Source organism: Bradyrhizobium hipponense, assembly GCF_008123965.1.
In the GTDB taxonomy this organism is placed as follows: Bacteria; Pseudomonadota; Alphaproteobacteria; order Rhizobiales; family Xanthobacteraceae; genus Bradyrhizobium; species Bradyrhizobium hipponense.
Window position 1 is genome coordinate 36,869 of record NZ_VSTH01000176.1, and the last position, 26,578, is coordinate 63,446.

The 26,578-nt window shown below is 57.7% G+C and carries 19 protein-coding genes and 1 pseudogene; 7 read left to right on the forward strand and 13 right to left on the reverse strand.

The window, feature by feature from the left end:
• Positions 1–17: 17 nt before the first annotated feature.
• The 4 genes from FXV83_RS37805 to FXV83_RS37820 all read right to left on the reverse strand — a co-directional run bounded on the left by FXV83_RS37805 (position 18) and on the right by FXV83_RS37820 (position 4,156).
• Entirely contained in the window at positions 18–407 is a 390-nt protein-coding gene (locus FXV83_RS37805; protein ID WP_187436450.1) for a VanZ family protein, read from the reverse strand.
• 291 nt (positions 408–698) lie between these two features.
• On the reverse strand, positions 699–2,009 hold the full coding sequence (locus FXV83_RS37810) for a DUF4910 domain-containing protein (RefSeq protein ID WP_210250785.1): 1,311 nt from the start codon (positions 2,007–2,009) through the stop codon (positions 699–701).
• A gap of 81 nt (positions 2,010–2,090) precedes the next feature.
• Positions 2,091–3,344, reverse strand: coding sequence for a class I SAM-dependent methyltransferase (locus FXV83_RS37815; protein WP_148744944.1), 1,254 nt, complete (start codon positions 3,342–3,344; stop codon positions 2,091–2,093).
• Positions 3,345–3,547: 203 nt separating this feature from the next.
• A complete protein-coding gene (locus FXV83_RS37820; RefSeq protein WP_347341099.1) occupies positions 3,548–4,156 on the reverse strand; it encodes a dTDP-4-dehydrorhamnose 3,5-epimerase family protein in 609 nt (202 codons plus the stop codon).
• A 520-nt stretch (positions 4,157–4,676) separates the two neighbouring features.
• Here FXV83_RS37820 and FXV83_RS37825 point away from each other — a divergent pair.
• Positions 4,677–6,104 carry a glutamate-1-semialdehyde 2,1-aminomutase gene (locus FXV83_RS37825; protein WP_235940541.1) on the forward strand — a complete coding sequence of 476 codons (1,428 nt, stop codon included), beginning with the start codon at positions 4,677–4,679 and terminating at the stop codon, positions 6,102–6,104.
• A gap of 85 nt (positions 6,105–6,189) precedes the next feature.
• On the opposite strand, the gene FXV83_RS37830 is transcribed toward FXV83_RS37825, so the two are convergent.
• The 4 genes from FXV83_RS37830 to rfbF all read right to left on the reverse strand — a co-directional run bounded on the left by FXV83_RS37830 (position 6,190) and on the right by rfbF (position 10,450).
• Positions 6,190–6,861 (reverse strand): Crp/Fnr family transcriptional regulator, encoded by a 672-nt coding sequence (locus tag FXV83_RS37830; RefSeq protein WP_148744913.1) that lies wholly within the window; start codon positions 6,859–6,861, stop codon positions 6,190–6,192.
• A 600-nt stretch (positions 6,862–7,461) separates the two neighbouring features.
• Positions 7,462–8,232, reverse strand: coding sequence for a LuxR C-terminal-related transcriptional regulator (locus FXV83_RS37835; protein ID WP_148744915.1), 771 nt, complete (start codon positions 8,230–8,232; stop codon positions 7,462–7,464).
• Positions 8,233–8,518: 286 nt separating this feature from the next.
• Positions 8,519–9,592 (reverse strand): NAD-dependent epimerase/dehydratase family protein, encoded by a 1,074-nt coding sequence (locus tag FXV83_RS37840; RefSeq protein ID WP_148744917.1) that lies wholly within the window; start codon positions 9,590–9,592, stop codon positions 8,519–8,521.
• Between the two features lie 12 nt (positions 9,593–9,604).
• Positions 9,605–10,450 carry a glucose-1-phosphate cytidylyltransferase gene (gene rfbF, locus FXV83_RS37845; protein ID WP_148744919.1) on the reverse strand — a complete coding sequence of 282 codons (846 nt, stop codon included), beginning with the start codon at positions 10,448–10,450 and terminating at the stop codon, positions 9,605–9,607.
• Positions 10,451–10,819: 369 nt separating this feature from the next.
• Between rfbF and FXV83_RS37850 the strand changes: the two genes are divergently transcribed.
• A complete protein-coding gene (locus FXV83_RS37850; protein WP_148744921.1) occupies positions 10,820–12,010 on the forward strand; it encodes an acyltransferase family protein in 1,191 nt (396 codons plus the stop codon).
• Between the two features lie 72 nt (positions 12,011–12,082).
• Here the strand turns inward: FXV83_RS37850 and FXV83_RS44560 are convergent, their stop codons facing one another.
• Both FXV83_RS44560 and FXV83_RS44565 read right to left on the reverse strand, forming a co-directional pair.
• Positions 12,083–12,940 carry an aldo/keto reductase gene (locus FXV83_RS44560; RefSeq protein WP_235940543.1) on the reverse strand — a complete coding sequence of 286 codons (858 nt, stop codon included), beginning with the start codon at positions 12,938–12,940 and terminating at the stop codon, positions 12,083–12,085.
• 297 nt (positions 12,941–13,237) lie between these two features.
• Positions 13,238–14,296, reverse strand: a pseudogene (locus FXV83_RS44565) (acyltransferase family protein); the annotation flags it as partial.
• Positions 14,297–15,117: 821 nt separating this feature from the next.
• On the opposite strand from FXV83_RS44565, the gene FXV83_RS45030 reads away from it, so the two are divergent.
• From FXV83_RS45030 to FXV83_RS37870, 3 genes are all read left to right on the forward strand, one after another.
• Complete coding sequence (locus FXV83_RS45030; protein WP_148744925.1) at positions 15,118–17,325, forward strand: Ig-like domain-containing protein; 2,208 nt, start codon at positions 15,118–15,120, stop codon at positions 17,323–17,325.
• A gap of 504 nt (positions 17,326–17,829) precedes the next feature.
• Positions 17,830–18,810: a glycosyltransferase family 2 protein gene (locus FXV83_RS37865; protein ID WP_235940542.1), complete on the forward strand. Its 981-nt coding sequence runs from the start codon at positions 17,830–17,832 to the stop codon at positions 18,808–18,810.
• Positions 18,811–19,085: 275 nt separating this feature from the next.
• Positions 19,086–20,372 carry a lipopolysaccharide biosynthesis protein gene (locus tag FXV83_RS37870; RefSeq protein WP_148744930.1) on the forward strand — a complete coding sequence of 429 codons (1,287 nt, stop codon included), beginning with the start codon at positions 19,086–19,088 and terminating at the stop codon, positions 20,370–20,372.
• A gap of 50 nt (positions 20,373–20,422) precedes the next feature.
• Here FXV83_RS37870 and FXV83_RS37875 read toward each other — a convergent pair whose 3' ends face one another.
• The 3 genes from FXV83_RS37875 to FXV83_RS37885 all read right to left on the reverse strand — a co-directional run bounded on the left by FXV83_RS37875 (position 20,423) and on the right by FXV83_RS37885 (position 23,791).
• Positions 20,423–21,148, reverse strand: coding sequence for an FkbM family methyltransferase (locus tag FXV83_RS37875; protein ID WP_148744932.1), 726 nt, complete (start codon positions 21,146–21,148; stop codon positions 20,423–20,425).
• Between the two features lie 72 nt (positions 21,149–21,220).
• Positions 21,221–22,144 carry a glycosyltransferase family protein gene (locus tag FXV83_RS37880; RefSeq protein ID WP_148744934.1) on the reverse strand — a complete coding sequence of 308 codons (924 nt, stop codon included), beginning with the start codon at positions 22,142–22,144 and terminating at the stop codon, positions 21,221–21,223.
• A gap of 84 nt (positions 22,145–22,228) precedes the next feature.
• Positions 22,229–23,791, reverse strand: coding sequence for a GumC domain-containing protein (locus FXV83_RS37885; protein WP_187436451.1), 1,563 nt, complete (start codon positions 23,789–23,791; stop codon positions 22,229–22,231).
• Between the two features lie 187 nt (positions 23,792–23,978).
• Between FXV83_RS37885 and FXV83_RS37890 the strand changes: the two genes are divergently transcribed.
• Both FXV83_RS37890 and FXV83_RS37895 read left to right on the forward strand, forming a co-directional pair.
• Positions 23,979–25,196 carry an O-antigen ligase family protein gene (locus FXV83_RS37890; RefSeq protein WP_148744938.1) on the forward strand — a complete coding sequence of 406 codons (1,218 nt, stop codon included), beginning with the start codon at positions 23,979–23,981 and terminating at the stop codon, positions 25,194–25,196.
• Between the two features lie 49 nt (positions 25,197–25,245).
• Entirely contained in the window at positions 25,246–26,256 is a 1,011-nt protein-coding gene (locus tag FXV83_RS37895; RefSeq protein ID WP_148744940.1) for a hypothetical protein, read from the forward strand.
• The last annotated feature ends 322 nt before the right edge of the window (positions 26,257–26,578 follow it).

The window sequence follows — 26,578 nt, forward strand, 5'->3', positions numbered from 1 at the left end:
TGTCGCGAATTGATTCGTTATGCCGATGTACCGGTTCGTTGGGACTTCAGGGTGTTCTTGACCCGATCGACCCGCGCCCACCAGACCTGCGTTCCCACGCGGCCGACGCCGACGCCGCAGACTCCCCCAGCCGCCTTCACGAATGCATCTAGTACTCGACCATGCCGGTCCGGTGTCAACACTTGCAAACTTTCGAGAGCGACGGCACTGGCGATCATCATGGTAGCGATGAGCAACGTGCGGCGCGGCGCGCCCAAGGCAAAGGCGAGCCCCATGGCGGCAAAGGCAGCGAAGTGCTCAAGTTGCAGCCCCGCCAGCGTCGGGCGGTCCCGGATCGGAGAAAGTGTTGCGAAGGCGATGAAAGCTAGTGCCACCCAGCCAGTCACTAACGACAGCCGTTGGATCATGACGTCGTGCCCACCCACATTCTCTTCAATCGGACGTTCGACTCACCCGCTTCTCAACCCGCTTGCCGCGGTGCCACAGAGAGTTGCATTCACGCAGTTGGCTCATCTTCGAAAAACGCGTATAGCCTTCAGAACACGTCCGTCTGTGAAGGGCTTTATCCGCCCTTCACTCGCTTGATCGCTCAAGTCGGGCGCCAGCAAACAGCATGCACCTGGTGGATCGCCTTCAGCGTCCCTATCATTCGCGCCTTCTGGCCCGCCGCGGCCTGACGCCGAGCCAGCTCCATCGCGCTACTTCGCCGGGTCCGGGACAATCGATCTTATGAGCCCTGCTCCGCTCAGTGCCGCCGCGGCCTGTTTGATCATTTCCCAAGGCAGTCGAGCCCGTTCGGCGATATCAAGAAGTGAGTTTTCTCCGTCCGACATGTTCAAAATCCACAACAGGGCCATCTGGTAGTCTCCGGCTCCAACACCGCCCAGCCCACTGTAGAGGCCGTAATTGCCAAGTTTTGGCTCGCAGAACGGCTTCTCGCTCCGGTAGCAAGCATTGTTCTCGATGATGTCGATGGTCGAAATTGCTTTCGACAGCGTGTCACGCAGCGCAGCTGGACGAACAAAGTCCAGATTGTCGGCTGAGCTGTGGTACTCCGCGAACTTGCCGTAGGGCGTTCGCATCACGGTTCCAATCGGAAGATTGAAACCAGGCGAACAGTACTGCCGTTCGTCGTAGCCATAGGGAGAAAACTCCTCGATCTCGTACGGATCGCCACTCTGCTTGAGGACGTAGGACCAGGCCCTGTCGATCTCGGCATTGCCGCGGCGGCTTTTTTTGTAAGTCACTGGCCCCGGATCTCCCGCACAGGTTACGACGAATCCATGCTTAACTCGCCCGACATGTGCCTCGTTCAGCGCCAACCACGCGATCGAGCCGATCGTGCCCGGGGCAAAAACGAAACGATAGGTATATCTATGGTCCATCTTCCGAAGGTACTGGGCAAGTGCCGTGGCAACCGCGATTCCGGACAAGTTGTCATTGCACAGTGACGGATGACAAATATGGCAGGAGATCAACACCTCGTCTGAAGTACGGCCAAGCAACCTCAAATCGCCATATGTCAAATGGCCCGGTTCGAGCCTGGAGTCGATACAGACCTCATAGTCGTCCTCCGGCATCGCCAGCAGTTGATTGTGCGGCAAACAGAAGCCCCAGGTCGTCTTGTAATAGCTCGTGCGATAGGGCGTCCAATCAGGTCTTTCTGGATCCGAGTAAAGATGGGGCTTGAGCTCGTCGAGTGCCATGCGCCCCCGCACCGGCATGCTGTAGCCGAGGAGATGCAGGTTCGACTTCTTAAAATCGACCACACGTTCGCCGGCACTGTTCTTTATGTATGCGTCCCGAACGTTCCACTCCGGGGGCACAGTCCAATCGAACACCTGTAGACCCGAAGGTACCTCACAAGTTGTGAGCGGGATGTAGTTTCGGATCAAGTCAATTGTTCTTCGAACCCCGTCTCCCGTGATGCTGCGGCAGATCGGATACATGTCCGCGATAAAGTCGTAAATCGCCTGCCCGCTTTCATCAGCCGACAGATCGACCGCCATCTCGCTTTCCCTGAGGTTCGCAAGATCTACATGCCGCGCAATGTCGTCCATCTCTCGCCTCGCTAACGAGCTCAACCCGGATCAATCTACGAGTCTCGGCTCCGGGATTGGCACCACGAATTGCGCTCCCCAGCTGCGGGCAAACGACAACTGGCTGACGATCTCTCGTTTCAAGTTCCAGGGCAGAATGAGTATGTAATCCGGCTTCGTCACGTTGATCCGCTCAGGCTCGAAGATCGGAATATGAGTGCCCGGCAACAGACAGCCCTGCTTGTGTGGACTTCGATCAACCGTATACTCGATATGATCGGTGGTAATTCCGCAATAGTTCAGGAGGGTGTTTCCCTTCGCCGGGGCGCCGTACCCGACCACCCGCTTGCCCTGGCGTTTCGCCTCCTCGAGAAACGCGAGCAGCTTGCGTTTGGTTTGCATGGCGCGTTCTTCAAACGCATCGTAGTGATCGAGATCGGCGTATCCGGCGTTGATCTCGCGTGTCCGGAGATCGTCGACCCGATGCGAGATTGGATGCCATCCTTTGCTGTGCTGGGCATAGATCCGCAGCGACCCGCCATGCGTAGGCAGCTCCTCTACGTCAAACAACGTCAGCCCATGCGCCGCAAAGATCTTCTCGACGGAGATGAAGGAAAAGTATGAAAAGTGCTCATGATAAATCGTGTCGATCTGGCATTCATCGAACAACCGCATCAAATGCGGGAATTCCATTGTAATGACGCCTCGATCCTCGAGGAGGATGCTCATTCCTTTGACGAAGTCGTTCAGGTTCGGCACGTGGGCGAGGACGTTGTTTCCAATCAACAGATTGGCGCGCAACCCCTCACGCCTTAGGGTGCGGGCGGTGCGCTCGCCAAAGAACTCAACTCGGGTCGGAATCCCCCTCGCGCGCGCCACGGCGGCGACATTTTGAGCTGGCTCGATTCCTAGAACCGGAACGTCCTTCTCGACAAAATATTGCAACAAGTACCCATCGTTGCTTGCAATCTCCACGACCTTGCTCTGAGGACCGATTCCGAATCTCTCCATAGCCCGGGCGACGTAGGACTTGGCGTGTTGCAGCCATGACTCGCTATAGGACGAAAAGTAAGCGTAGTCCCCGAAGATATTCTCCGGTGGTTCCCATTCCTCCAGTTGAACAAGGAAGCATTCTCCGCATACGTACGCGCGCAACGGAAAGAACCGCTCGTCCCGCTTGGCTTTTTCATCTCGCAGATAGGAATTGGCCAGCGGCGACAGTCCGAGATCGATGAACACGCGTTCGAGAGGCGTATTGCAGAAGCGGCAGCAACTCGGCTCCGCTGCCCGTACAGATGGCGCCATGCCGTTGAGGGGGCGAGTAGCTTCTTCTTCCAACATTCTGTGACTCCTGCCGAGGAAGCGACGATAGTTTCCGACACGCTAGCTTTCGTCGGCGTGGAGCTATTGACGGTCGTCAAGTCACGCTTGGGTTTCTGGCGCCGTTCTCGGGCTGCATATGGCGAGACTTCGTGTTGACGAGGTCGCGCCGCCGCTTGATCTAAGATCTAAGTGCCTGCCCGCACAGCGGACCTCATCCGCGCCTTCAATTCGGCACCGATTTCGCTGTAGGGCTTCCATGCCCTGTCGCGTTCCGAGATCACGCGTACGTCTGTCGGCCAGGCGATTGCCAGCGCTGGATCATCATGCGACAGCCCGCCTTCGGCGCCCGGTACGTGGTAGTTGCTGATGAGGTAGATCAGCTCGGTGTCGTCGGTGAGCGTGATGAATCCGTGTGCGAAGCGCTCGGGTATGTAGAGGCCACGACCGTTATCCGCAGACAGGTTGACCGTGACAGAGCGCAAATAGGTCGGCGATTCCGGCCTCAAGTCGGCGATCACGTCGACCACCGCGCCCTTGGTGCATCGCACATACTTGGTCTCCGCTGCCGGCGGATACTGAAAATGCATCCCGCGCAACGTGCCGCGTTTCGCGTTGTAGCTGATACTCCCCTGCGCGACGACTGGTTTGAGACCGTGCGCCAGAAACGTATCGGCGCAGAATATCCGAGCAAAGTACCCGCGGTTATCCTGGTGCCTGTCAATGTCTACCGTATAGGCTCCGGTGAGGATCGTTTCTGAGAATATCATGCTGCAGGAGAGACCGTGAGGATCCAATTTCTAAAAGAACATGATTCGACAAAGTTGAGAGACACACCACAGCAGAGCGAGGTTCCATGCGACGACACAAACCAGCGCCAAAGCGACACCGAGAACAGGCCAGTCAATGCTTCGCCCCATCGTTTTCTCGACGCTGATTTCGGATGCGTATCTTGCAGTCCTGAGTTGGTCAGCTTCAGACATGTTTGGCTCTCAACCCTGAAACACGACGGCCTTTCAGCCTAGCTGACGCCGCATTCCTCAATCTGACGAAGCTCAATAACGATGGGATGCGAGACGATGACTTCAGTTGGGGAACGGCGCAGGGGCAGAGCCTACAGTCCGGGGGCCTCCCGCCTCCATCTCGTTGCAGAGAGCGACCAACTCGAAATGACTGCTGAAAATTTTGCAACGAATGGTGCCGAATTGAGAACTCTCAAGTATGCGGCATTTTGGCACCACCAAATGGGTCGACACGCAAACGATTGGCGGGGGGACAGCTGTTCCTTCGAAACATACGCGTCGATGGGGTTCGGTTATGAAGATGGATCCTCTTTGTTATTGGCCAGTAGCGGCGACGAGAGAAAATATCGACAGATTCCCGGCGTCTGGCGCGCTACGACTTCGAGCCCGCGCGGCGATCCCTGGCGGAGCACACACCTACGCGAAGGGCGACGATCAATATCCGCTGCTGGCGCCGGGATTTATCTCGAAGGGCTTCGGCTGCCGCGTCTGGGACGCTGACGGCAACGAATTCATCGAATACGGAATGGGATTGCGCGCTGTGTCACTTGGCCATGGCTTTGGCGCTGTGGTCAAGGCCGCCACCGAGCAACTCGCGCAAGGAACAAATTTTACGCGGCCATCCACGCTGGAGGTCGAGTGCGCGGAGCGTCTGATCGAGATGGTCCCCGGCGCCGAGATGGCAAAGTTCACCAAGGACGGGTCGACGGCCACGACTGCCGCGATCCGGCTTGCCCGTGCCTACACCGGCCGGAATATAGTCGCCATGTGTTCCGACCACCCCTTCTTCTCCTACGACGATTGGGCGATCTGCACGACGGCGATGGACGCGGGCATCCCCCTTGATGCGATGCGGCTGACGCTCGGATTCCGTTACAATGACTTGTCCTCGGCGGAAGCGCTTTTTGCTCAGTACCCGGGCAAGATCGCAGCGCTGATCCTCGAAGCCGAAAAGGAGGTGCCGCCTGCCGCCGGATATCTGACCGGGTTGCGCGAACTCTGTGATCGGAACGGCGCCCTCTTGATTCTCGATGAGATGATCACGGGCTTTCGGTGGCCGAAATGCTCTGCGCAGAGGTATCACGGAGTCGAGGCCGACCTATCGACGTTCGGCAAGGCGCTGGGCAACGGTATTGCGATCTCCGCGCTGGTTGGCAAGAGCGATATCATGAAGCTCGGCGGCCTCGATCATGATCGAGACCGTGTCTTCTTGCTGTCAACCACGCACGGTGCCGAAACCCACGCGTTGGCCGCGGCATTGGCCGTCATGGACACCTATCGCGACCGGCCTGTCATCGATACGCTCCACCGCCAGGGAGACCGCCTGAAAACCGGGGTCGAAGCTTCCGCACGCCGTCGCGGACTAGCCAACCATTTCAAGCTCGCCGGCCGGACCTCCAACTTGATCTATACCTGCTTGGATGGCGACGGAGCGCCATCACAGATCTTTCGCGCGCTGTTTTTGCAGGAGACAATCCGCCGCGGCTTGCTAGCCCCGTCACTGGTCGTCAGCTATTCGCACTCTGATGATGATATCGACCAGACCATCGAGGCCATCGATGGAGCACTCGACGTGTACCGGAAGGCGCTGGAAGACGGACCGGAAAACCATCTGATCGGTCGATCGGTTCAACCTGTATTCCGTCGGCGAGCCAATCCAGCTCTGCAACCGGCATGCCAAATGTTAACCGACGCAAAAGCAAATGAATCGCTCAAGGCCTGACGCTCCGGCCTCTAACATACTTCAACAGACCCGCGGACCACTCCAACCGTTGGCCCGCGGTAAGCATTCGCAAAGCGAAATCAAATCAATCGAAGGCCGGCCCGTTGGAGATCCTCGCCAAACCTTCCAAGTTGATGAACCTGATGGTCTTGCGGTTGGGCAGGTCAATTAGTTTTTTCGCTTTGAACTCTGCGAGCGTGCGGCAAACCGTTTCAAGCGATGTTCCGACGTGGTCGGCAATATCGGCCCGGGGCAACTGAAGCCGGAGTGCTTCCGGGCGTTTGAGATCGGCAGGCAAGTGCGGTCGAATGCGCAACAATAGCCACGCGATGCGCGCTACGCAATTTTTTTGGCTCATCGTCAGCACCAACGAGAGCGTATCCGCCAAGACCTGGTGTGCACCGCAGGGCTCGTCGCTCCGACACACTCCAGAGACTTTTGATCGAATTACGCGACAATCCGTCACGGCCTCTGCGGTATACTGCTGGTTGGTTGAATGAGTTGGCATGACCACATCGCCGGGCCAATAGAAGGCGAGGATTTGGCGGTTTCCGTTCTCAAGTAGCCGGACCGCCCGGACGACGCCCTCAACAATCTCGATCTTTTGAGCCTCTTCTTCTCCCTCCCAGAATAGGGCCCGGCCACGTGGTATGAAGGATGTGGAGGGCCGTCGGAACTCAAGAGCGTCGTTACGGGTCGATCTGAAGATTGGCGTAGATAATTTTCCGTCGTCGAGCGAAGCCGATTCCGTAAGCATGTCTATCACCTCAGCACCTAATCCGGCGCATTGAAGTGTAGGCCCTCTTGATCCGAAGGATATTCAGGCTAATGCGTTAGGATTTTGCCGGTTCCGAATAAGCCGGTCGATCTAGTCCGTCAGGCGAGAAAACTATTCGCTGCTCACGCATCACTCAATCGAGCGAAAAATTCGTGCAAACGATTGGCAAGATGCGCGACTCTGCGGCAGTCGCGCCGATTTCCGCGCCTACCTTCGTTCGCACCGATTTGCGACAGCGGGGCAACAGACGCGAAGCATGCACAAGGCGCGCTCCCGCAGTAACTCTTAACGGTCTGAGTTTCCAGAGGCGTCCCGGGATTATCCACTTTGGTGGAACTCCGAGTGCGATGCCGGTATGTTGAAAAACGCCCCAGACGGAGAAGACGCAACCTGAAGAACCGCGCAGCGCAATTCGGCGGCGACGATACACTTGCCTTCCTGCAGGCTCTGGCGCTTACCGAGAAGTGCGGCGAACCAAAGGCTCGTCGGCGCGCTACGTCGACCGCTTTGTTTGCTAATTCCTGGATGCGGGCAGCGCGCCGGATTCCGCCCGAAGACGTGACAAGATGATGACGCCGCTCATTTGAGAAGGCGGCGATCACTCCGCCGGTCTTCGAAAGAACGGCCGGTCCACCGGTTGCCGGAGATCTGATCGGAACCTGAGCCATTGCTCCTGTTGATCACGAACCTCTTGCTCTTCATTTTCGTGGTTAACCGGTCTCGGGGCCCGACCAGCTTCGCGGCCATAAACGCGGCCTCCGTGCGATTGCGAGCGCCAAGCGCGCGCAGAAGAGCCGCTGTATGAATCTTGCTGGTCCCTTCCGCAATACTCAGTTCGCGCGCAATCTCCTTGTTCGACATTCCCTGAGCCAGGAGCGGAAGAATTTCGTTCTGCCGGCGCGTCAATCGCAGCGCCTCTAGATCGAAGTTGACCGGCTGAGCAGTTTCTGGCCGGCGGACGTCATCATCAGCCAGCCAGCGGGGTACATAGATGCGTCCCGACAACAAATCATCGATCGCGGCCAGCAATTCCTCATCCGACTGAAGCTTGGGCACGAAACCGTGGAAGCCGGCCGAAAGACACCTCAACACATCCTCACGCGTAGTCGACGTTGACATCACGGCGATACGCGTCGCGGGCCTTATGTCGAATACTTCAGCAAGAACACCGAGCGAACGCGGGGTGAGGCAGCCGAGGTCGATCAAAATCAGATCGAAACTGGTCTCCAGATCGAAGCCTTCGAGCCCCGAGGTATCAACAACGCGAGATTTCTTGAACCGGGTCCCAATCACGTCCCGGAGGCCGCTACGATAAACACTGTGCGCATCGACTACTAATATAACAGACACTGCTCAATCCTCGAGCAACCCGTACTCTTACCCGGAATGCTCACTTCCTTGGCAGCTCGACTGATAAAAGTGCGAGCAAAAAATCGCCTCGTCTGAATATCGACTTGAATCCTAGCCGCTCTTGGCAACCGGACCGTGACCCAAATGCGGCACTGCAAAAACAATATAATAGCTTAAGAGAAAGTCAACAGATTGAAAGTCGCCAGATTGTAAGGCTCTGCTTGTTGTCGCGGCACGTGCGGCGACGGCCTAGAGCTAATCGCACTTGTGGCCCATCCACCGGCGCTCAGCCTCCGAGCAATGATAACGCGTTCGCCCCCGGAACGAATTCGGGAATCGGCGTCCACCGCAAGTGGGAATCCAACTGCTCCGTGTGTTGCAAGTGGCGAAGCTCGGAAAGGCGAGTAAAAGGCGCCGCATTGAATGTGGCATCGTCCAACTGAATACGTTCGAACACACTTCTCAATTGCCGCGCACCGCGCTGCGCATTCCATCCGCACCGGAAGCTTGGCATGTGAGCCTTAATCTTTGCAAAGGATACACGATAGCTGCGATTGTCTGGGCCGCTCGGACCGAATGATAGCTCGCAACCGGGAAACGTCTCGTTCACGATCTCTGCAATTTCGCGCACCGTATAGTTCTGGGTTTCGTCGCCAACATTGAATGCCTCGGCGCAGACTGCCCCGCGTGGCGCTTCGAGGGCACACAGGATTGCCTGGCAGATGTCCTCGATATGGACCAGAGGACGGCAAGGCGTGCCGTCGCTCATGACGCGTATCTTTCCCGTCGTGAACGCCCAGCCGGCAAGATTGTTCAAGACTAGGTCGAAGCGCTGTCGGGGGGATGCTCCAAACGCTGTCGCGTTGCGCAAAAACACCGGCGTGAAGTGGGAATCTGTCAACGCGACGAGATCACGTTCAACCAGTACCTTGCATCGCGCGTAGGCCGTTTGAGGATCGCAGGTTGACGTCTCGGATTTCAGGTCGCCCCCAGCCGCACCATAGATACTGCAAGACGACGCATAGACGAATCGTTCGATGCCCGCTTCCTTGCATTTGAGCGCAAACTCCACCGATCCACGGTGGTTGATCTCCATCGTTATGGCGGGATTGTTCTCCCCGAGCGGATCATTGGACAGTTCCGCCAAGTGAACCACAGCGTCGAAGTTTACCAAATCGGACCGCGACAATTGCCGCGTATCACGTGACATCACCATCGGCCGTGTCCTGCCGTCATCGAATAGCCAACCACGACGGTACAGACCCGTGTCAATACCGGTCGCGTGGTGACCGCGTTCAAGCAGTTTGGGACCAAGCACCGCACCGATATATCCGTCGGCTCCCGTGAAGAGAATGCGCATGTGATCATCTCCTCAGAGCGTGGCTTGATGGGCAATGGCTGGCTTCGGCGTCGTCGTGTTCGCAGTCGCCGCGAAGTCACCCTTGCCCCACACGCACCAAGGCGGATTGCCTGCATCCCATAACTCTTGCAGCACAGTCTTGTCGCGCAAGGTGTCCATGTTCTGCCAGTAACCATGGTGCCTATAGACCGCGAGTTGGTCCTGTTCGATCAACCGCGTCAGCGGTTCACTCTCCCAGCTAGTGCTATCACCGTCGACAAGATCGAGAGCCTGCGGCTCCACGACGAAGAAACCTCCGTTGATGACCTGGCCGTCGCCCGCGTCTTTTTCGCGGAACTGCGCCGCGCGTGGGCGGTCCGAGGAGAGATTGATCGCGCCGAAGCGGCCAGGCAACTGTACTGCAGTGACCGTCGCCAGCGCGCCTTGCTGGTGATGAAACTTGATCAATTCGCGTATGTTGACGTCGCAGACACCATCGCCATACGTCATGCAAAACGTCGCATCTCCGAGATGATCGCGCACCCGCTTAAGCCGGCCACCGGTCATCGTCTTCTCGCCGGTATCGACCAGCGTCACCTTCCAGGGTTCGCAGCCATTTCGATGCATTTCAATGCGATTGGACCGGAGGTCGAGCGTGAAATCTCCCTGATGGGACAGGTAGCTCATGAAATAGTCTTTGATCACGGTACCCTTGTGACCACAGCAGATGACGAATTCATTCAGTCCGTGATGAGAATAGAGCTTCATGATGTGCCACAGGATCGGACGACCACCGACCTCAACCAATGGCTTTGGAACCACCGAGGTATGCTCGCTCAATCTCGTACCATAGCCGCCGGCGAGAATGACAACCTTCATCGGGATCTCCTGTCTCAGGGACACCGCCCGACTCATCCGGATGGACAATCGCGGATGGGGCGACGAGATCGGACCCTAGGTCGCAACTGCAAGACCAAGTTGATAACCGTCAACTCGACTAAGTCGCATTGAATTGAGTGGCAGAGCGCAGCCGTTAGTCGTCGGCACGATTAGGAGACCAAACTTCCATTTCGTTGCCGGTCGCGCACAAACGCTCGAAACGTTTGCCTGCAGCACACGCGCTGCGAATAAGCCTACGGCGCCGTCACACACTCGCGTCGACGATTTGACGCTTGTCAACTTCCCGATCCCACCCGCTCATAGTCAAGTATCAGAGCGACCTCGTATTACACTCGGCAGGACCGAGCGATGACATCGATTGAAGACAAATGGGAAGCGACGAAGGGGAGGCCTGCGGGCTTCGACGTCCTGCGCATCACATTGGCGATCGCAGTAATCCTCTGGCATACCGTCGCAGTATGCTACGGTCTGGCCGCCGAGCAGTGGTTCTATGGCGGTCCCCTCAAACCACTGGTCTGGCTTGTCATTCCAGCCTTCTTTACGCTGAGCGGCTTCCTCGTCGCAGGAAGCCTCGAGCGCAACAATCTTCCGTCATTCGCCGTGCTGCGGATTATTCGAATCTTTCCTGCGCTGACCGCGGAAGTCACGATCTCGGCGATATTGATCGGTTCAATCTTTACGACTCTCCCATTGTCGCATTATTTCACCGATCCGGACTTCTTCCGCTACTTCCTCAATACGATCGGCGATATTCACTTCTACCTGCCGGGCGCTTTTTCTGACTTGCCCGTGCCAAACATGGTGAACAGCCAGCTCTGGACAATCCCACACGAACTCGAATGCTATCTGGCGATCAGCGCGGCGGCATTGATCGGCCTAACCAAGCGCCACCGGCTGTTCCTCTTCGCCGTTCTGTTCATCATTATCGCATTGGCGCTGCGCGACTTGCTTGGCGGCAAGCCGGCTTCGCCGGCCGCGCCCCCAGGCCGAATGCTGGTCCTCGCTTTTCTGTGCGGCGTCGCGCTATTCCTGAACCGAAGCAGGATCGCGTATTCCCCCTGGCTCTTTCTGGCCAGCGCCGCCGGTTTCGTTGTTTCCGTCCTCGCCTCGACCCGAGCCGGCGAGGATCTCGCCGCTATCTTCATTGCCTACCTCACGGTCTATCTCGGACTGCTCAATTTCAGCACCGGACCGATCGCCAAGGTCGCCGACTACTCGTACGGAGTGTATCTGTACGGATTTCCGGTGCAGCAGACAGTGGCTCAGCTGTTGCCCGATCACCGCGTGTGGTACGTCAATTTCGGGCTCAGCCTCGCCGCGACCCTCATCTTCGCGATAGCATCGTGGCATCTGCTTGAATCCAAGGTGATGGCGAGGAAGAAGATCATTCTCGCGTTCGTCTCGACGCTCGTAGACCGTGCACGAAATCACCTTGTACTCGCTTGGTGCTTTCTGGTTCGTCGCTCCGCTGAACCCGCGCACGCGGCGTCTCCTAAGCAAACGGTCCACACGAGCTGGGATGATGATCTGAGCCGGTAGAACGGACGATTGTCCAACGTTCATCAGCTGCGCAAGACCGACTTCGCATCCACCGCCGCGGACGCGCGCCAATCAGGTCGTCAAGAAGCGTCGGGTCAACCGGCGCAGGATGCGCATTTGCCCATAGGCTGCCGGATCGGGGCCAATCCGTCCATCGGGCCGGTCCAGCCCCGCAATTACAGCATGGTCATTGCTGGTCAGCTCAAAGCCGAATAGATCGATGTTTTCAGCCATGCGGGCCGCGTTTGCCGATTTCGGAATCGCGATAGAGCCGGTCTCGAAGTGCCAGCGCAGAATAACCTGCGCGACGGTACGGCTGCTACGCTCTGCGATGGCCCGGATCCTCGGATCGTCAAGAGCCCTGCCCTGACCGAGCGGGCTCCATGCCTGGGTCACAATGCCGTAGCGTTCATGGATATTCCGCAGCATTTGCTGCTGAAAAGCGGGATGCAATTCGATCTGATTCACCGCCGGTGTGACGCCGGTCTCATGGATGATGCACTCCAAATGATCGGCCGCGAAGTTGGACACCCCGATCGACCGAACACGTCCCTGCTTCTGGAGCTCAATGAGCGCACGCCAGGTTTCGACGTAGGCCGCGCGTTGAGGACATGGCCAATGAATCAAGTACAGATCGACCACGTCGAGTTGCAACCTCGCGGCGCTGGCATCGAAGGCGCGCATTGCCCGATCGTATCCGTGATCTTCGTTACGGAGCTTCGTCGTGACATACAACTGGCTTCTCGGCAGATTCATCCGCCTCAAGGCCACGCCGACACTGGCTTCGTTTCCGTAGTTCGCCGCAGTGTCGATCAAGCGATAGCCGGCATTCATCGCAGTAGCGACGACCTCAGGGGCGCGCGCATTGTCGATCTGCCAGACACCGAAGCCGAGTTGAGGCAGTGCATGGCCGTCATTCAGCAGCACCATCGGAACGTTCGCCGCGGGCGCCCTATGTCGCCCTTGCGGAGAGGCGATCTGCACCAGCGTAGCGTCGGTGCCGGACGATTGCAGCGGCGGCCTTGCCACCGCACCAGGCATCATCATCGCACGATCTGCCGCGATCGCGCTCCGCGAACTAACGGCGTCAGCGATCACTGTCGGACGGAATCTACGACCACCGCCCGCTATGCCGTACAGCATAATGCCCTTTAACCAGTCTCGGATCGCAGGCGTACGACTTTCGAACATGAAATAGACGATGCCTGCGGCGAGCAAGCAAGTCAGGATGAAGCTCGCGTCAAGCCCGACTGATGCGAGAGTGAAATCCTGACGACCACCTGCACCTGTGACGTTCAGCAGCAAGAGGATCGGGTAGTGAATCGCGTACAATGAAAAGCTGAATTTTGCGAGTTCTCTGCCACGTCGCAGCAATGAGGGTAGTGGTATCTTTAGATAGTCGAGGCCGATAATCAATGCGGCTGCACCCAACCCCACGGCCAAGCTGAATGCGGCCCATTGCGGGAAAAGGCCTTTGGATGTGAGAAGGTACAAGCCACCCATGCTCACGAGGAAGCCGCAACACCACGCCCAGATCGGTGCAGTCACAGCGTAGGCGGTCACACCGAGGCACCAAATGGCAAAGAAAAAAAGGAGTTTCAGGCCGATATGCGTGCCGCTTCTATCGAAGTGCTCCGCCATCACGAACAATCCGAAAACCGCGATGATGAGCAGACCGTAAGCTGGAGTCTTGCGGACCGAAATCAGCGCAAAGAACAGCACGTAGTACCAAAACTCGTTCGACAAGCTCCACAGGGCCGCGTTTCCGGCGAATGCCGAACAAGCTATCGTCTGGAGAAACAAGCCATTGCAGATTGCGGTCGCGACACCGACAGGCGCGTGGAAGATTGCCGCACTGTTGTAGACGTCTTGATGAGAGGAAACATAGGTCTGCCAGCCCGCGGATTGCTGCGCTGAAATAAAGACGCAGAAGGAGATGGTCAGCGCAGGCAGAAGTACGACATAGAGCCGTGCAAAGCGCGCGGAGAAATAGTCGACTACATGCAATTGTCCGCGCAGACTTCTGACCAGCGCAGGCCCACCCACCAGGTAGCCGCTTAAGACAAAGAACACCAGAACGGCAGCAGGGCCATGTGCGCTTAGGGCCCAGAGAACGGAATAGACCAATCTGATCGCCGGGTCATAGCTCTCACTCGGCAGCTTCTCCATGAACATCAACTGATAGGAATGGAATGCCACGACCTCGACGGCAGCAAGTCCGCGGGCGAGGTCGAGCCAGTCCGACAGAACAGGAGACACTCCGGTCTCCGCGCGAAAACCGATCACGTCATGCCTTCCGTCTCGAGCAACCCGGCAAATCAGGGAAGCGATGCCAGCTTTCCGAGTGCTTAGCCGCTATTTTCCGGGGTCGAATTGACGCTTCTCAATAATGCGCGGCGCAGAACGATCAGCGACTGGCCTTTGCCCCAGCTGCCGAACAATGCGCGAATCGAGTCAACGCGATGCCCAGGACGCTCGAGTTCGAGAAGCCGTGCACGCGCCCAACTGACGCGAGACAATTCGACGCAAGTCCGCTGAAGGCGCGCTGGCTGCACAACGGGTGAAGGCGAAAAACAGCTTATAACTCTTCATTGTAGCACGATGAGCACTCAAGCGCCTTTCGCTCTTCGAAGAGACAAACACCACCTCATCGTCACTCTTTGATCGAAGAAGGCCGCACTAACACCCCATTCGAGTACAGCTCAATCACATTGGCGACAAATTCTGTTGCGAGCGTCAAAATTGAAAATGAGGTCGGTTTACATTGCGTCGATCGCCCAATTTGGCAGCCGGTGCATAAAATCCATGCAGGTCTCAAGCGAGCTGCGATAAGTTCGATACGTGCGTCGATTGAATTTTGCTGTGGCTTAGTTCATCTTTTTGGGGAAGGACTCAATGTGATTCGGCAAGGCCGATCTCAGTGACGCTTGGAAGTTGGGCCGTGCGGGCGTGCGGCCGTTCTTTGTGATTGTCGCGTCTCAGCAGAAATTACGATCGGATAGCGTGAGCGGCGCGAGGCGATCATGCTTTAGGGCCGCAGGCGGTGCTCGCCCGGTCAACGCTGATTACTGCTCTCATAATACCGACACCTCCAACGGGACATTGAAATGGCGATTTCGTTATCGGAGCTGATCAATCAGAACACGCTTGGTCGAAGCGAGGGGTTTCCTGCCGGCGTGCCGCACAGCTACAGCTGGTACAAGGGCTGGAACCCTGGTGGTCAGCTGACCCCGCCTCCAGGTTTTTCCGCCGTCGAGGGTTGGGGGCAAGTTTATACCGAGGAAGGAGCCGCCGCCTCGGCGAACGCAGATGTCGAAGTCGCGAACGCGAAAACCTATGTGCATATCAAGGAAACCGGCCAATGGGTGCTGGTGCAGGACCAGTCAAAGCTTGGTCTGGGAGGGGGGCATTTCGTCGCCGATTTCGCCGGCAACTCAGCCTATCCGATGCAGGTGACTCGACTGCCAGGTGGCGCCGCGAGCTTTGATGCCCCTACGGCCGGCTACAATGATCATTTCTGGTATGGATCGCGAGGGACATACGCGGCTGGAACGGTCGACGGCGTCTATGTCCAAATGGATATGAGGACGACCGATCCGAACGCGAAACTGGTGGCCATGGTAGGCGTCGATTGGTGGCGCAACGCGACGGCTCCGTTTCTTTCCGACCACAGCAACAATCCGGGCGTTGGTGGCAGCAACTGGGTTGAGCTGTCGACCCAATGGAGGACGGTTGGCTACTATTCCATGAGCACTGCGGCATTCCAGGCAGACTTGCCTCCGCCGCTACTCGGATCTTCACAAACGCCTCCGGTCGTGCCGCCAGACACGCTGGCACCGGCAGCACCCAAGATCGCTGCGTTTACGCCCGATACGGGTACAGTCGGAGACAAGACCACGGATGCCAAACAATTGACGCTGAGTGGTACGGCGGAAGCCGGCAGCACTGTGAAGGTGTTTGAAGGGACGGCCGTCATTGGCACGACGAAAGCCAATGCGAGCGGCGCCTGGAGCCTCACCACGGCGCAATTGCCAGACGGGACCCACACGTTCACCGCGAACGCCACCGACGCTGCGGGCAACGTCAGTTCGAAATCCGCTGCCCTGAATGTGATAGTGAGTGCGACTCCTCCCGTCACCTCGCCGCCGGCAGCAGGCCAGAACCTGCTGGTCAATGGATCGTTCGAGGCAACTACCTTGGCGCCCTTCGCCGGCGGCCGTTGGGGAGCCTACCAGGCCGTTTCCGGCTGGACCGCAATCACCGGTGGCACGATCGAGCTCTGGAACAATCTCGACAGGGTCAAGGCGAGCGACGGTGGCAATTTCGGCGAACTCGACTATGCCGGCGCTCGAGATGGCTTCTACCAAGACGTAAAGACCGTTGCCGGACAGTCCTACAACTTGTCCTTCGACGCGCGCGCACGATCTGGCTTCACCGGTTCGACCTGCTCGATCGAGGTGTTGTGGAATGGCTCACTCATTGCCACTGTGCCTCCCGGCACCGACTGGCAAACCTACGACTTCAAGGTGGTAGGGACCGGTGCCAAGGATCGCCTCACTTTCCGTGAGGTGGCGGGCCAAGGCAGTGACGGACTCGGTGCGCTCTATGACAATATTGAACTCACCACCGCCGCGTCCCAGCCTGTCACGTCATCGCCGGCAGCGGGTACGAATCTCCTTGTGAACGGATCCTTCGAGTCGTCATCACTGGCGCCCTTACAAGACGGTCGGTGGGGAGCCTTTAATTCCATTCAGGGCTGGCACGCCATCAGTGGCGGCACCATCGAACTCTGGAACAATCTCAACGGCGTGAAGGCCAGCAACGGAGGCAATTACGGCGAGTTGGACTTTACCGGAGCTCTTGATGGCTTGTACCAGGATGTAAAGACCGTCGCCGGACAAGAATACACTCTTTCCTTCGACGCGCGCTCTCGGCCGGGGTTCACAAGCTCTACCTGCTCAATTGCGGTGTTGTGGAACGGCTCGGTCATTGACGTGGTTCCACCCGGTAGCACTTGGCAAAGCTATGACTTCACGGTGACCGGCACCGGCGGACAGGACCGCCTGACATTCCGCGAGCTGGCAGGCCAGTCTAGTGACGGACTAGGTGCGCTCTATGACAACGTTTCGTTGATTGCCAAGCCGCCAAGCGCCGCTTCGTCGTCCCTGCTGAGTGATGCAAGTCATGCAATGGCGCTGATGAACCAATATGCGGCGACCGCTGTCATCAGCTCCGGCGCCGAGACGAGCAGGGTCTTAACCGGCGAAGCCAACGCTTCTCCCACGCAGACACTTTCCCTTCCCTGGCAGCATTAGTTCGCTGGCGATTGAGCGAAGGCAGCCCAAAGGGTGTCGCGCAACGGCACCTTTTTGGGACGACGCCCACGTCGACTCGTAGCCCACGCGAGGCAAATCCCGATCGAGTGCGCGAACGCAGGCCGGGGCAACGCGGAATGAGCACGCCTGAGGTACGCCGCCGCCGTTCGAGAGCAGCGAGGCGGAATTTGATAGTCGTCAACTCGGGTCAGCCCACTCTGCACTAGTTGACACTGGGCGTGCCCTGAATGATGCCGTTCGCCGTCCATGCGCGCTTTGTATGATCGAGTATGGGAGACGGTCGTGCACGCCACCAGGTTCACTTCTGATCCGAAACCGACGCATATTTGGTCGGACACATGGCACCCGCGAGCATTGCTGATGCGCTACGTTCGGCAATCCTGATCCATGGTACCTTCTGTAAACATCCCGAAGGGCGCATCCTTAGATTCCGTGCAAACGGTCGCGAACCACAACTTTCGGGCTGGCCGGGACTACCCGTTCGTGACGATCGCCATTCCTACATATAATCGGGCCGCGCTCCTGAAGGGATGCATTGCGTCGGCGCTGTCACAGACCTACCCCCATTTCGAGGTCCTCGTCTCGAATAACGCCTCTCCGGACGATACCGACCGCGTTCTGAGAAGCTTTAGCGACACAAGATTGCGAGTCATCAACCAGGAAACGAATATCGGCCTGCTCCCAAACTGGAATGCGTGTCTCGAGAATGCCAAGGGCGATTACATAGTCTTCGTTTCCGATGATGACAGGGTCATGCCGTGGCTGCTCGAGCGGTCAGCGGCCCTCATCAAGCAACAGCCGCAGCTTTCGAGCGTGATTACGCTAAGCAATCTTCATGCTGCATCGCTCGGACAGACGAGGCCCCCGCGTACCAGTCGTCTCTGCGATACAGGCATTCGGGACGGCGCCGCGATTCTGAAGGCCTTCTTGACCGATCAGATCACTGTAAATATGTGCGGTGTGGTGATGCGGACCGAACTCCTGCGCGAACGAGGAGGCATCCCGCTTGATCTGCCGCACACCGCCGACGTCGCCGCTTGGGCGCCGCTCCTGCTACTGGGCAGAGCTGGGTTGATCAATGAGGCCTGCGCGACCTACACCTATCACGACGACTCCGAGACGGCTCGGTTGGGCGTCGAGAAGCTTCTGCACGACGGGCGCAAGGTAGCCGATCTGATCGCACAGACCGCGGAGATTCATGTCCAGGACCCGCAGATGCGCAAGACCATCCAAATCCACGCCAGGCGCTGCTTCGCGCGCCGCGGGCTGATCACGCTATCCGATTACCGCAAGAGCGGCGGCAGCATTCAGGAGACCTTGAACGTCGCCTGGCAATTTCGTCACGACCTTTACGATATCAGCCTGAAGGCCGCTCTTCGCTTCGTTGCTGTGACCTTTTGTCCACAACGTCTTGCCTCGCGGCTGCGTCGGCTGAGACACAGCACACCGGAGCAACTAGCCTGACGGCACCCACCGCGGCGTCGTCGCGCTACTCAACATGCGCCGCCTCGCTCGGCAATCGCAGTCACGCACATCTTCTCAGCCATGCGGTTATTGATGCCCCTCAAATCCTGGGGACTAGACATATGTAGGATTTCCTACGGAAGCGAGTTCATGGTCATCAGTTCACATAACGAGTCACTATCCATTCGATCTAACGGGCGGCGTCCGGAGGCGTCGTGGCCGGTCGGGTACAGAACATACTGGTGGTTCGCTGTGCCTGATTCACCGTCTACATTATGAGCGCCGCAGCCGTGCCCGCTTCACTCAACCGGCTCCTCGTCGATCTCATAGTCATGGCCATGCGGGCCAGCGTCATGGGCTGCAAATTTGGCCTCGCCCTGTTCATTGCCCGTTATCTCGATCTGTCGTCATTGGGCTTGTATGGACTCGCCGCCGGCGCCATTGCGGCGGTTCCGATCGTCGTCAATCTTGGAATGAACCATCTGCTGATGCGCGACGCGGTCACCGCTCCCGCAGGCGAAATGATCGACAGCATGCGCCATTACTGGTCTTTCGTGATCTCGGCCTACATGGTTCTCTTGACGATCGCCATTCTGGTTACCATCGTCCTTGGAGCCTCCGGTTTATGGGTCCTGATCGTTGCCGTGATCCTGTTCGAACATGTCGGTAACGACATCTTCTATCTTCTTTCAAGCCTGCAGCACCACCTCTCGGCAAACGCCATCGGCTTTATTCGCGGCGCGGCCTGGATTCTCGTCTATGTTCCGCTCGCTATCTGGGACCCGAGCTTTAGGGCACTTCCGTGCCTGTTCGGTTTTTGGCTGGCGGGAAGCGTCGTCTCGATAGGTCTTTTCGTTTTCCTGAGCTGGTCCTGGCCATGGCGAGCGTCCTTTTCCCGTCCCTTTAGACCTTCGGTGATTACCGGAGCGATCCGGAAGTCCTTCCTCATGCTGGTAAGCGATCTCGGTTTTGTTGCGAGCCAGTACATCGACCGCTATCTCGTTACATTGTTGCTGGGCTTGAAGGTCGCCGGCATCTACTTCCTCTTCTGGACGGTCGGGAGTTCCGCAACCACCTTTCTCGCATTGGTCCTCCAGCAAAAGCAGCGCCCTCTGCTGATCAGCGCATATCGGACCGGAGGCTCGTCCGCGCATTGCCAGCTGGCCTGGCGCTTCATGCAGACGACCGCGCTCGCCACACTGGCGCTTAGCACTGCGGTCGGGTTTGCTTTCCAGATCCTTTTGCCGTGGCTGGATCAGCCCGCTCTCGCTGCCCAATGGTCGGCCTTCTGGCTGATCGTTGTAGGGCTTGCCGTACGCTACATGGCGGATTTCGGAGCCCTCAGCCTGTTTACGGCACATCGCGATCGGCTGACGACGGTCACAAACGTGGCATCGGTATGTGTCTCGGTGATTGCGCAGGTGTCATTCCTGCCGCTCGCCGGACTCCACGGGGCTGGCGCAGCGATCCTGTTCACGTCTCTCGTCATTGCGTTTTGGCGCTACCGGCTCCTGTTCGGTTTCTCACTCGCGAACGTCGACTCCGGCCGGGTGGGAGCCTAACCCCGACCAGATGCGCCCCCAAGCTACACGCTGACCGTATGTCCCCGATGTCAGTGGTAGCTGACACCGTCGGCGTAGTCAGCCCGTCTGAATATGCAATCCACCTCGAGCAGGGACGCGGGATCCTGAGAATAGTAAGTCACAGCGCGCATCTGGCTCAACGTGAAGCCGGCCTCCCGCATGAAGCGGAGCGCCTCATCAAACTTCCAGGTGCCTTCATAGAGATGGACGAGAGGCAACTCCAGCTGGACGCCAAGAAGACGATGAAGCGAACTCTTGCCGCCGCGCAATACATTCTGCTCGAACCCCTGCGTGTCGACCTTCAGGAAAACGCGATCGTCCGCGAACTCCGAATACATCGAGTCGAGCGTCGTAATCGGCACCTTGTCGACGCGGATCACATCAGCCTCATAGATGCTGTTGCGACCGACCTCCGTTTGGCTGACAATCGAGCTCATCGCCGTATTCCTGCTGACGTTGATCTCGACGGTGCCCATGGTCTCGCCGAGAGCCAGGTTTCGGCAATCCCACTTCTCGTCGGCTGAGCAGTTCGTCTTGAGCCGTTCGAACACGTCGACGACTGGCTCGAAGGAGACGACCCTGCCCGTGTAACCTCGCAACCTGAGTTCTTGCGCAAACTGGCCTTCGTTGGCCCCGACGTCCAGGACAAGGTTGACAGAACGAGAGTGGAGAAACTCCACCAAATCCGGGTGATGACGCCGAATTTCATAACCCGCTGATCTGACGATCGATTTCAATCGGTCCTTGACTACCATGTCTCTGCTCCCCTGATTTCTAGTCCACTGACGAAGCCGTCGATGCTTGCATGTGTCATGGAGACGAAATGTTCACCGCCAACCGAACTGGCTCCGACGCCACCTGAGAATTGGTGACAAAATTGCCCGTCCTACGTGACTGCGTCGCAAGCCAACTTTGACCAGGTCCACGGCCGGCGACGGAAGCGGAGGCATCAGGTCGTCTCGCGTGATGAAAATTCCATCTCCCCGATCGACGTCGCATTCGACAGCCTTTCGCACGCGATCCCGCCAGGAGGCTGTCTCCTGCATCGGTGCCAGGCCTTCGTCTGCCCAATCGGGCTGCAAGCCCGTTGCAAGCGTTCGGTTGGCTTCGTGCTTAAATAGCGCCGGTTGGCTTTGACGTATTTCCAGCCGGCTCGATATCTGCGCAGGCGAGCGGTACGGAAAGTGCTTCAAGCGAATCCGCGACGGAAATGTCCGGTCCCGGTTATGCGGCCAGACCAACCCACCCCAGCGGAGATCGTTGCGGTGGCGGACAAATCGGGGTTCACTCCAATTGTTCTGAAAACATTTGAGCCTGTCTTGCACCGGCCGCTCCAGCCAGTCCGAAGGACTGCGTTCGTAATTTCGAAGATCGACGTCGGTGAAGTAGAAATTGAACGTGGCAGAGAGGACGAAGCCGTAGCTGTTTGGGACGCGCGCGAGGAAGCGGGCCGGATCGTCAATGTAGATTTCGTCGGAATCTAGCCTGCACCACCAATCTCCCGGAGATGCTACACCGCGACGCGTTTCGAATATTTCTCCGCGGAGTTCGTCGGTGAAAATGCGATTGTCATGACCAACGATCTCGATCTTCGAGTTCTGGCTCGCGATGGCCTGTACTGTTTCCCACGTTCCATCGACACTGCCATTGTCAAAAACGAATATCCTGTCGCTCCAGCCTAGAGCGGCCTCCAGAGCCTCGCTGACAATGTCGTTCTCGTCTCGAACGCAGCAAATGCTGAAAATCTTCATGCTGAAGGTCTACTCACTTGGCGCCGATTAGGAGCCGCCGACGCACCACGCGAAAACTGCAGCGATTCGTTGGTATGTTAGTCTCTAGAGTGGAGGCATCCTGGTCGATCGAGGAACGGGGCCGCCAACCGCTTCTTCTTTGAGGTCTGCCCGTCCGGTAGAATGAAGATCCTTAAGTCCTTCCGTTCTTTGCCGCGCCACCAACAGCAGATTCCTTACCGGATCGTCATCCCCGACGGCCCCTCCTGGACTTGGCTGGGCGTGCACTGTGCTTCTCGCGAGTTCCGGCCCGAAGATGCCTCCAAGGCCGAGCAGAAAGCCACCGGCAAGCGCCAAGGCTACGAGCTGCGAGACTTGAGGAAATACAGGCGCCGTTGGAGTTATCGCTTTCTGCACTACTCTGAGGCTGGAAAGCTGGCTCTTTTTGGCGACCTCGGTGCTTATCTGCTCATCCTGAATGCGGGCTGCATACTGCGCCGCAGCTGACGACGCGGTCGTGAGAACGCGCTTCAACCTTCCGTACTCGGCCTCTTTTGCAGAGAGCGATGCAAGTTCCTTATTCACTTTCTCGAGCTCGGCACCCAATTGACCCAGCAGCTCTGTCTGCCCGTTGAGGTCGGCATTTATCTTCATCAGCGTCGACATGTTCTCCTGGTAGACTTTGATCAGAAGCAAGGGAGGCTGCTCCTCAAACTGGTCCGGCGGCTTAGCGGAGGAATCGAGGGACTTTCGAGAGTCCGGCCCTGCCAGCGTGCTCACCATTCGGCTCACGGTCTTGGACTGCGTGACCGGCCGCAGGACGGCCAACTGGTCCGCGATCGCAAGTTTCTGCCCTTTCTTATCCTCGATTGCGCCCCGCGTCGTGGCGATCAACGCGGCCAGATCACTGGCGCGCTTGAGCAGGAGTTGCCGCTGATCGTCAACGGCATAAATCGATGCTTCAACCGAGAATCGCTTCAGATTGGCAGCCGCCACCTCCGCCTCTTCCTCGAGGCGTTTCGTTTGCTGCTGGAAGAACTCCTGCGCCCCCGGCATTTGAACATCGAGACTTTGAACGGTTACCAGTGCGTTCCCGAGTTCGTTCAGATAGCTCGCGGCAATCGATGGATCCTTGTGACGGAACGTTATCCTCAACAGGTCGGATCTGCCCTCCTGCTTGGCATTGATGCGGTCTCGCAGACTGAGAATTCCAGACTGGTTACGCTCTATGTCTTCCTCTGCTTCCGCCTGCGCCTGTGGCTGCGGCTTTGCCGGCTCCTTGGCGAACACATCCCGAAGATCGATTTCCTTCCCCCATGCCATAAACTTGGCGAGGAGCGTCGGGTTTGAATCCGATGATAGCCTGTCGTAGCCAACGTTTTTCGCGGCTTCCAAAATAACCTGGTCAATCTTGGCGATGCGCGACAGTGATTCCATCCGGCTTTGAAGGTCAACGCCCTCTCCGAAAGGAGAGGTCGCGTTGCCGGAACGTTCCTTGATCCCCTGCCCGGCGCGCAACAGCACATACGCCTCGTACCGGTCCCCGACCGTCGCGTAATAGAGGAAGGCTACGCCGGACGTGAGCAACAGGCACAGGTAAATGATCCACTGTCGCCGCCATAACAGACCGAAAGCGCTGGCGAATATAGTGCGTCTTCCACGTTCCACCGTCGGCTCCACTTCTTCTGATTGCCACAGCGTCTACTGAAGCGCCCGGACCGATATTGACGACCGTCAAATCGGATTCGGTGATTTCCGACATGTTGACCGCTGAGACTTCCGCAACTCGAGCAGGCTGAGCCTGTTAAGGGACACCTCAGGAACCGTCCGGCCAAGGAAGTGGAGTAAGTCTGTTGTGAACGATCTAGCTCTAGGTGGAGAGGAGACACCACACCGCGTTTCCGCCTCGATGGCAGTCCACGGCCGGTTCTTCGTGGTAACCTGCTTCGGCCTCGTGTTCCTGAACTGCCTGACGTTTCTCTACCACTTCACCGGATCGAGTGTATTCAACGTCCTGAGCAACTCGATAAGCCTGCTGCTTATTTCATGGTCCGCCTACCACGTACTGGTAACGAGAGAGGGCGGTGCCTTTTACAAGATCTTGCTGATGCTCGCCTGCATCTTCACAGGTACGAGCTATCTGGTGAATTTTGGAGCTTTCGAGCTATCGGATGGTTTGAAGCTCCTATCCATCTATTCATTCTACGTCGCAGGCCGCACTACGCCGGAGCGATTGCACCGATCCGAGAAGCGATGCATCTACGCACTCGCGGCGCTGCCACTACTTTTCAAGGTGGTCGGCCAGACGAAAGTCTATACCGGCATCGAATATCCTGACGTGTTCTCCTATTTTCCGAACACAAACACGGCAGCGCTGTACTTTTCGGCTCTTTTCTTTGCCGTTTCCCCCTGGTTCGGAAACAAGGTCCTGATAGCGCAGTTCGTAAATGCTGCGATCATGAACCGAGTTGGCCCCGCATTGGCAACCATCGTCGCCATTGGTCTCTGGTCTTTCTTTCCGTTGAGACCACAAGTATTCGTCGCGCTCTTCTTGTTGGCAATTGCCAGCCTCGCCGCCTACGCGCTTGGCGCGCTGGATCGACTGATAACGGGTCTGAACGCAATAGCGCTTATCTGGAGCCTCGACCCGAGCACCATCGCGCGAATGTCAACCAAGCAGTTGATCGATTTGACCGGTACGACGGACATGTCCGCGTTCTTCCGCATCACCCACTGGACGAACATATGGCAGATTTATTCGTCGCTAGGGCTCGGCGGAATATTGTTCGGTTACGGTGCAAGTCAGACCGGCGTCTTGACCGTGTTGCCGCTGCCGCCGCACAACGATTACCTGCGCGTGCTGGCAGAATACGGACTGTTGAACTGCGTGATCTTTGTCGTTTTCGTGTTCAGCATAATGTTTTCGCTGAAGGAGCGGGCGGCGAAAACCATGTACACTGTGCTGCTCATCTATTTTTTGTCCGAGAACCTCATCGACAATTTTACGTCGATGACGCTGTTCTTCTCCTATGCGGGTCGATTCACCTCGCCGAAATGGTCTCCAGCCGAGTGACGCGCAGCTCGCGCACCGCGTAAACAAGGAATGGCCGATGGACTTCTCAATGTCCGATCTTGTGAGACAGAACACACGCGGGAATAGCGAAGGTTTTCCCGCAGGCGTGCCTCCGAGCTACAACTGGTACCAAGGCTGGAACGACGGGGGGCTATGGTCGCCGCCCGCAGATTTCAGCGCGGTTGAGGGTTGGGGCCAAGTCTACCCTAAGGTCGGAGCACCGCCCTATTCGAATCCAAGTGCGGCGATCGAGGTCGCAAACGCGAAGACCTACGTTCGTACCAAGCAATCAGGTGAATGGGCATTGGTACAGGACCAGTCCAAGACCCAGCTGACCGGAGGGCATTTCGTCCCGGACTTCGTGGGGAATGTGGCCATTCCTATGAAAGCAATCCATCTGGCCGGCGCGACCATTTCCTTCGACGCTCCTCCAGCCGGCTACAACAACCATTTTTGGTACAAAGCTCGAGGGACCTACCCAGCCGGAACCGTGGATGCCGTCTATGTTCAAATGGACATCAGGACCACCGATCCGAACTTGCATCTCGTGGCCATGGTGGGCGCAGACTGGTGGCGACACACGAAGGCCCCCTATCTTGATGATCACAGTAACAATCCAGGCATCGGCGGCAGCAACTGGATTGAGCTCTCGACCCAATGGAAGACGATCGGATTCTATTCCATGAGCGCGGAGGAGTTTCGCGCAGGTCCGGCGCCGCCGCTCCAGGGATCAGCGATCGAAATGCCACCTGCGGAGGCACCCCCGCTCTCCTCGATGCCGAAACGGGGTGGCGAGACCCTCCTGGATAGCGGGTCGTTTGAGCCGACGGTTGGTTCCGGCGAGCGGAAGATTGCCAACGTCAATGATGGCGCTTACCAGGCAGGGCAAAGCTATCAGCAGTTTATGGAGGCCGGCTCACGCCTCACCTCCGCCGGCTCGATCAAAACGATCGATGCCTTGTCGAACGACTCCATTCTGGTGCTCTCCTTGGCCCTGGCAGCATTGGTCAAAGTCCGTCGGGGCAGTTTCGCCGGGCCGAGCAAGAAGGCGCTGGGGTGACATGCCATGACTGCAAAACGGGCGCGTGGGATTCCGTCGGCGTCTTGGTATTCAGCAGCTACAAACGGCCTCAATGTCGGACAAGCCGAGCGCAACAGCGCGCGCCTGAGCAATAAGCTGTAGTTGCTCGACGCCAGGACGTGTCGAACGCTCGCACCTTGCATGCGAACAGTGAGCAACGCTTAGCCCTCATGGTCTGCAACACGTCGTCACGTAGCCCCTTGCCAAGCAACTGAATGCAGACGTCCCTGCCTCGCAGCTGCGATTGAGGGCCTTGCGTCGTCGCTGACCTCAGTTCCAATGTACGCATACGACGAAGACC

Coding starts and splice junctions, on each gene's coding strand:
- FXV83_RS37805 (WP_187436450.1), bottom strand. CDS start 407: ATGATCCAACGGCTGTCGTTAGTGACTGGCTGGGTGGCACTAGCTTTC.
- FXV83_RS37810 (WP_210250785.1), bottom strand. CDS start 2,009: ATGGCGGTCGATCTGTCGGCTGATGAAAGCGGGCAGGCGATTTACGAC.
- FXV83_RS37815 (WP_148744944.1), bottom strand. CDS start 3,344: ATGGCGCCATCTGTACGGGCAGCGGAGCCGAGTTGCTGCCGCTTCTGC.
- FXV83_RS37825 (WP_235940541.1), top strand. CDS start 4,677: ATGAAGATGGATCCTCTTTGTTATTGGCCAGTAGCGGCGACGAGAGAA.
- FXV83_RS37830 (WP_148744913.1), bottom strand. CDS start 6,861: ATGCTTACGGAATCGGCTTCGCTCGACGACGGAAAATTATCTACGCCA.
- FXV83_RS37840 (WP_148744917.1), bottom strand. CDS start 9,592: ATGCGCATTCTCTTCACGGGAGCCGACGGATATATCGGTGCGGTGCTT.
- rfbF (WP_148744919.1), bottom strand. CDS start 10,450: ATGAAGGTTGTCATTCTCGCCGGCGGCTATGGTACGAGATTGAGCGAG.
- FXV83_RS37850 (WP_148744921.1), top strand. CDS start 10,820: ATGACATCGATTGAAGACAAATGGGAAGCGACGAAGGGGAGGCCTGCG.
- FXV83_RS44560 (WP_235940543.1), bottom strand. CDS start 12,940: ATGGTGCTGCTGAATGACGGCCATGCACTGCCTCAACTCGGCTTCGGT.
- FXV83_RS45030 (WP_148744925.1), top strand. CDS start 15,118: ATGGCGATTTCGTTATCGGAGCTGATCAATCAGAACACGCTTGGTCGA.
- FXV83_RS37870 (WP_148744930.1), top strand. CDS start 19,086: ATGAGCGCCGCAGCCGTGCCCGCTTCACTCAACCGGCTCCTCGTCGAT.
- FXV83_RS37875 (WP_148744932.1), bottom strand. CDS start 21,148: ATGGTAGTCAAGGACCGATTGAAATCGATCGTCAGATCAGCGGGTTAT.
- FXV83_RS37880 (WP_148744934.1), bottom strand. CDS start 22,144: ATGAAGATTTTCAGCATTTGCTGCGTTCGAGACGAGAACGACATTGTC.
- FXV83_RS37895 (WP_148744940.1), top strand. CDS start 25,246: ATGTCCGATCTTGTGAGACAGAACACACGCGGGAATAGCGAAGGTTTT.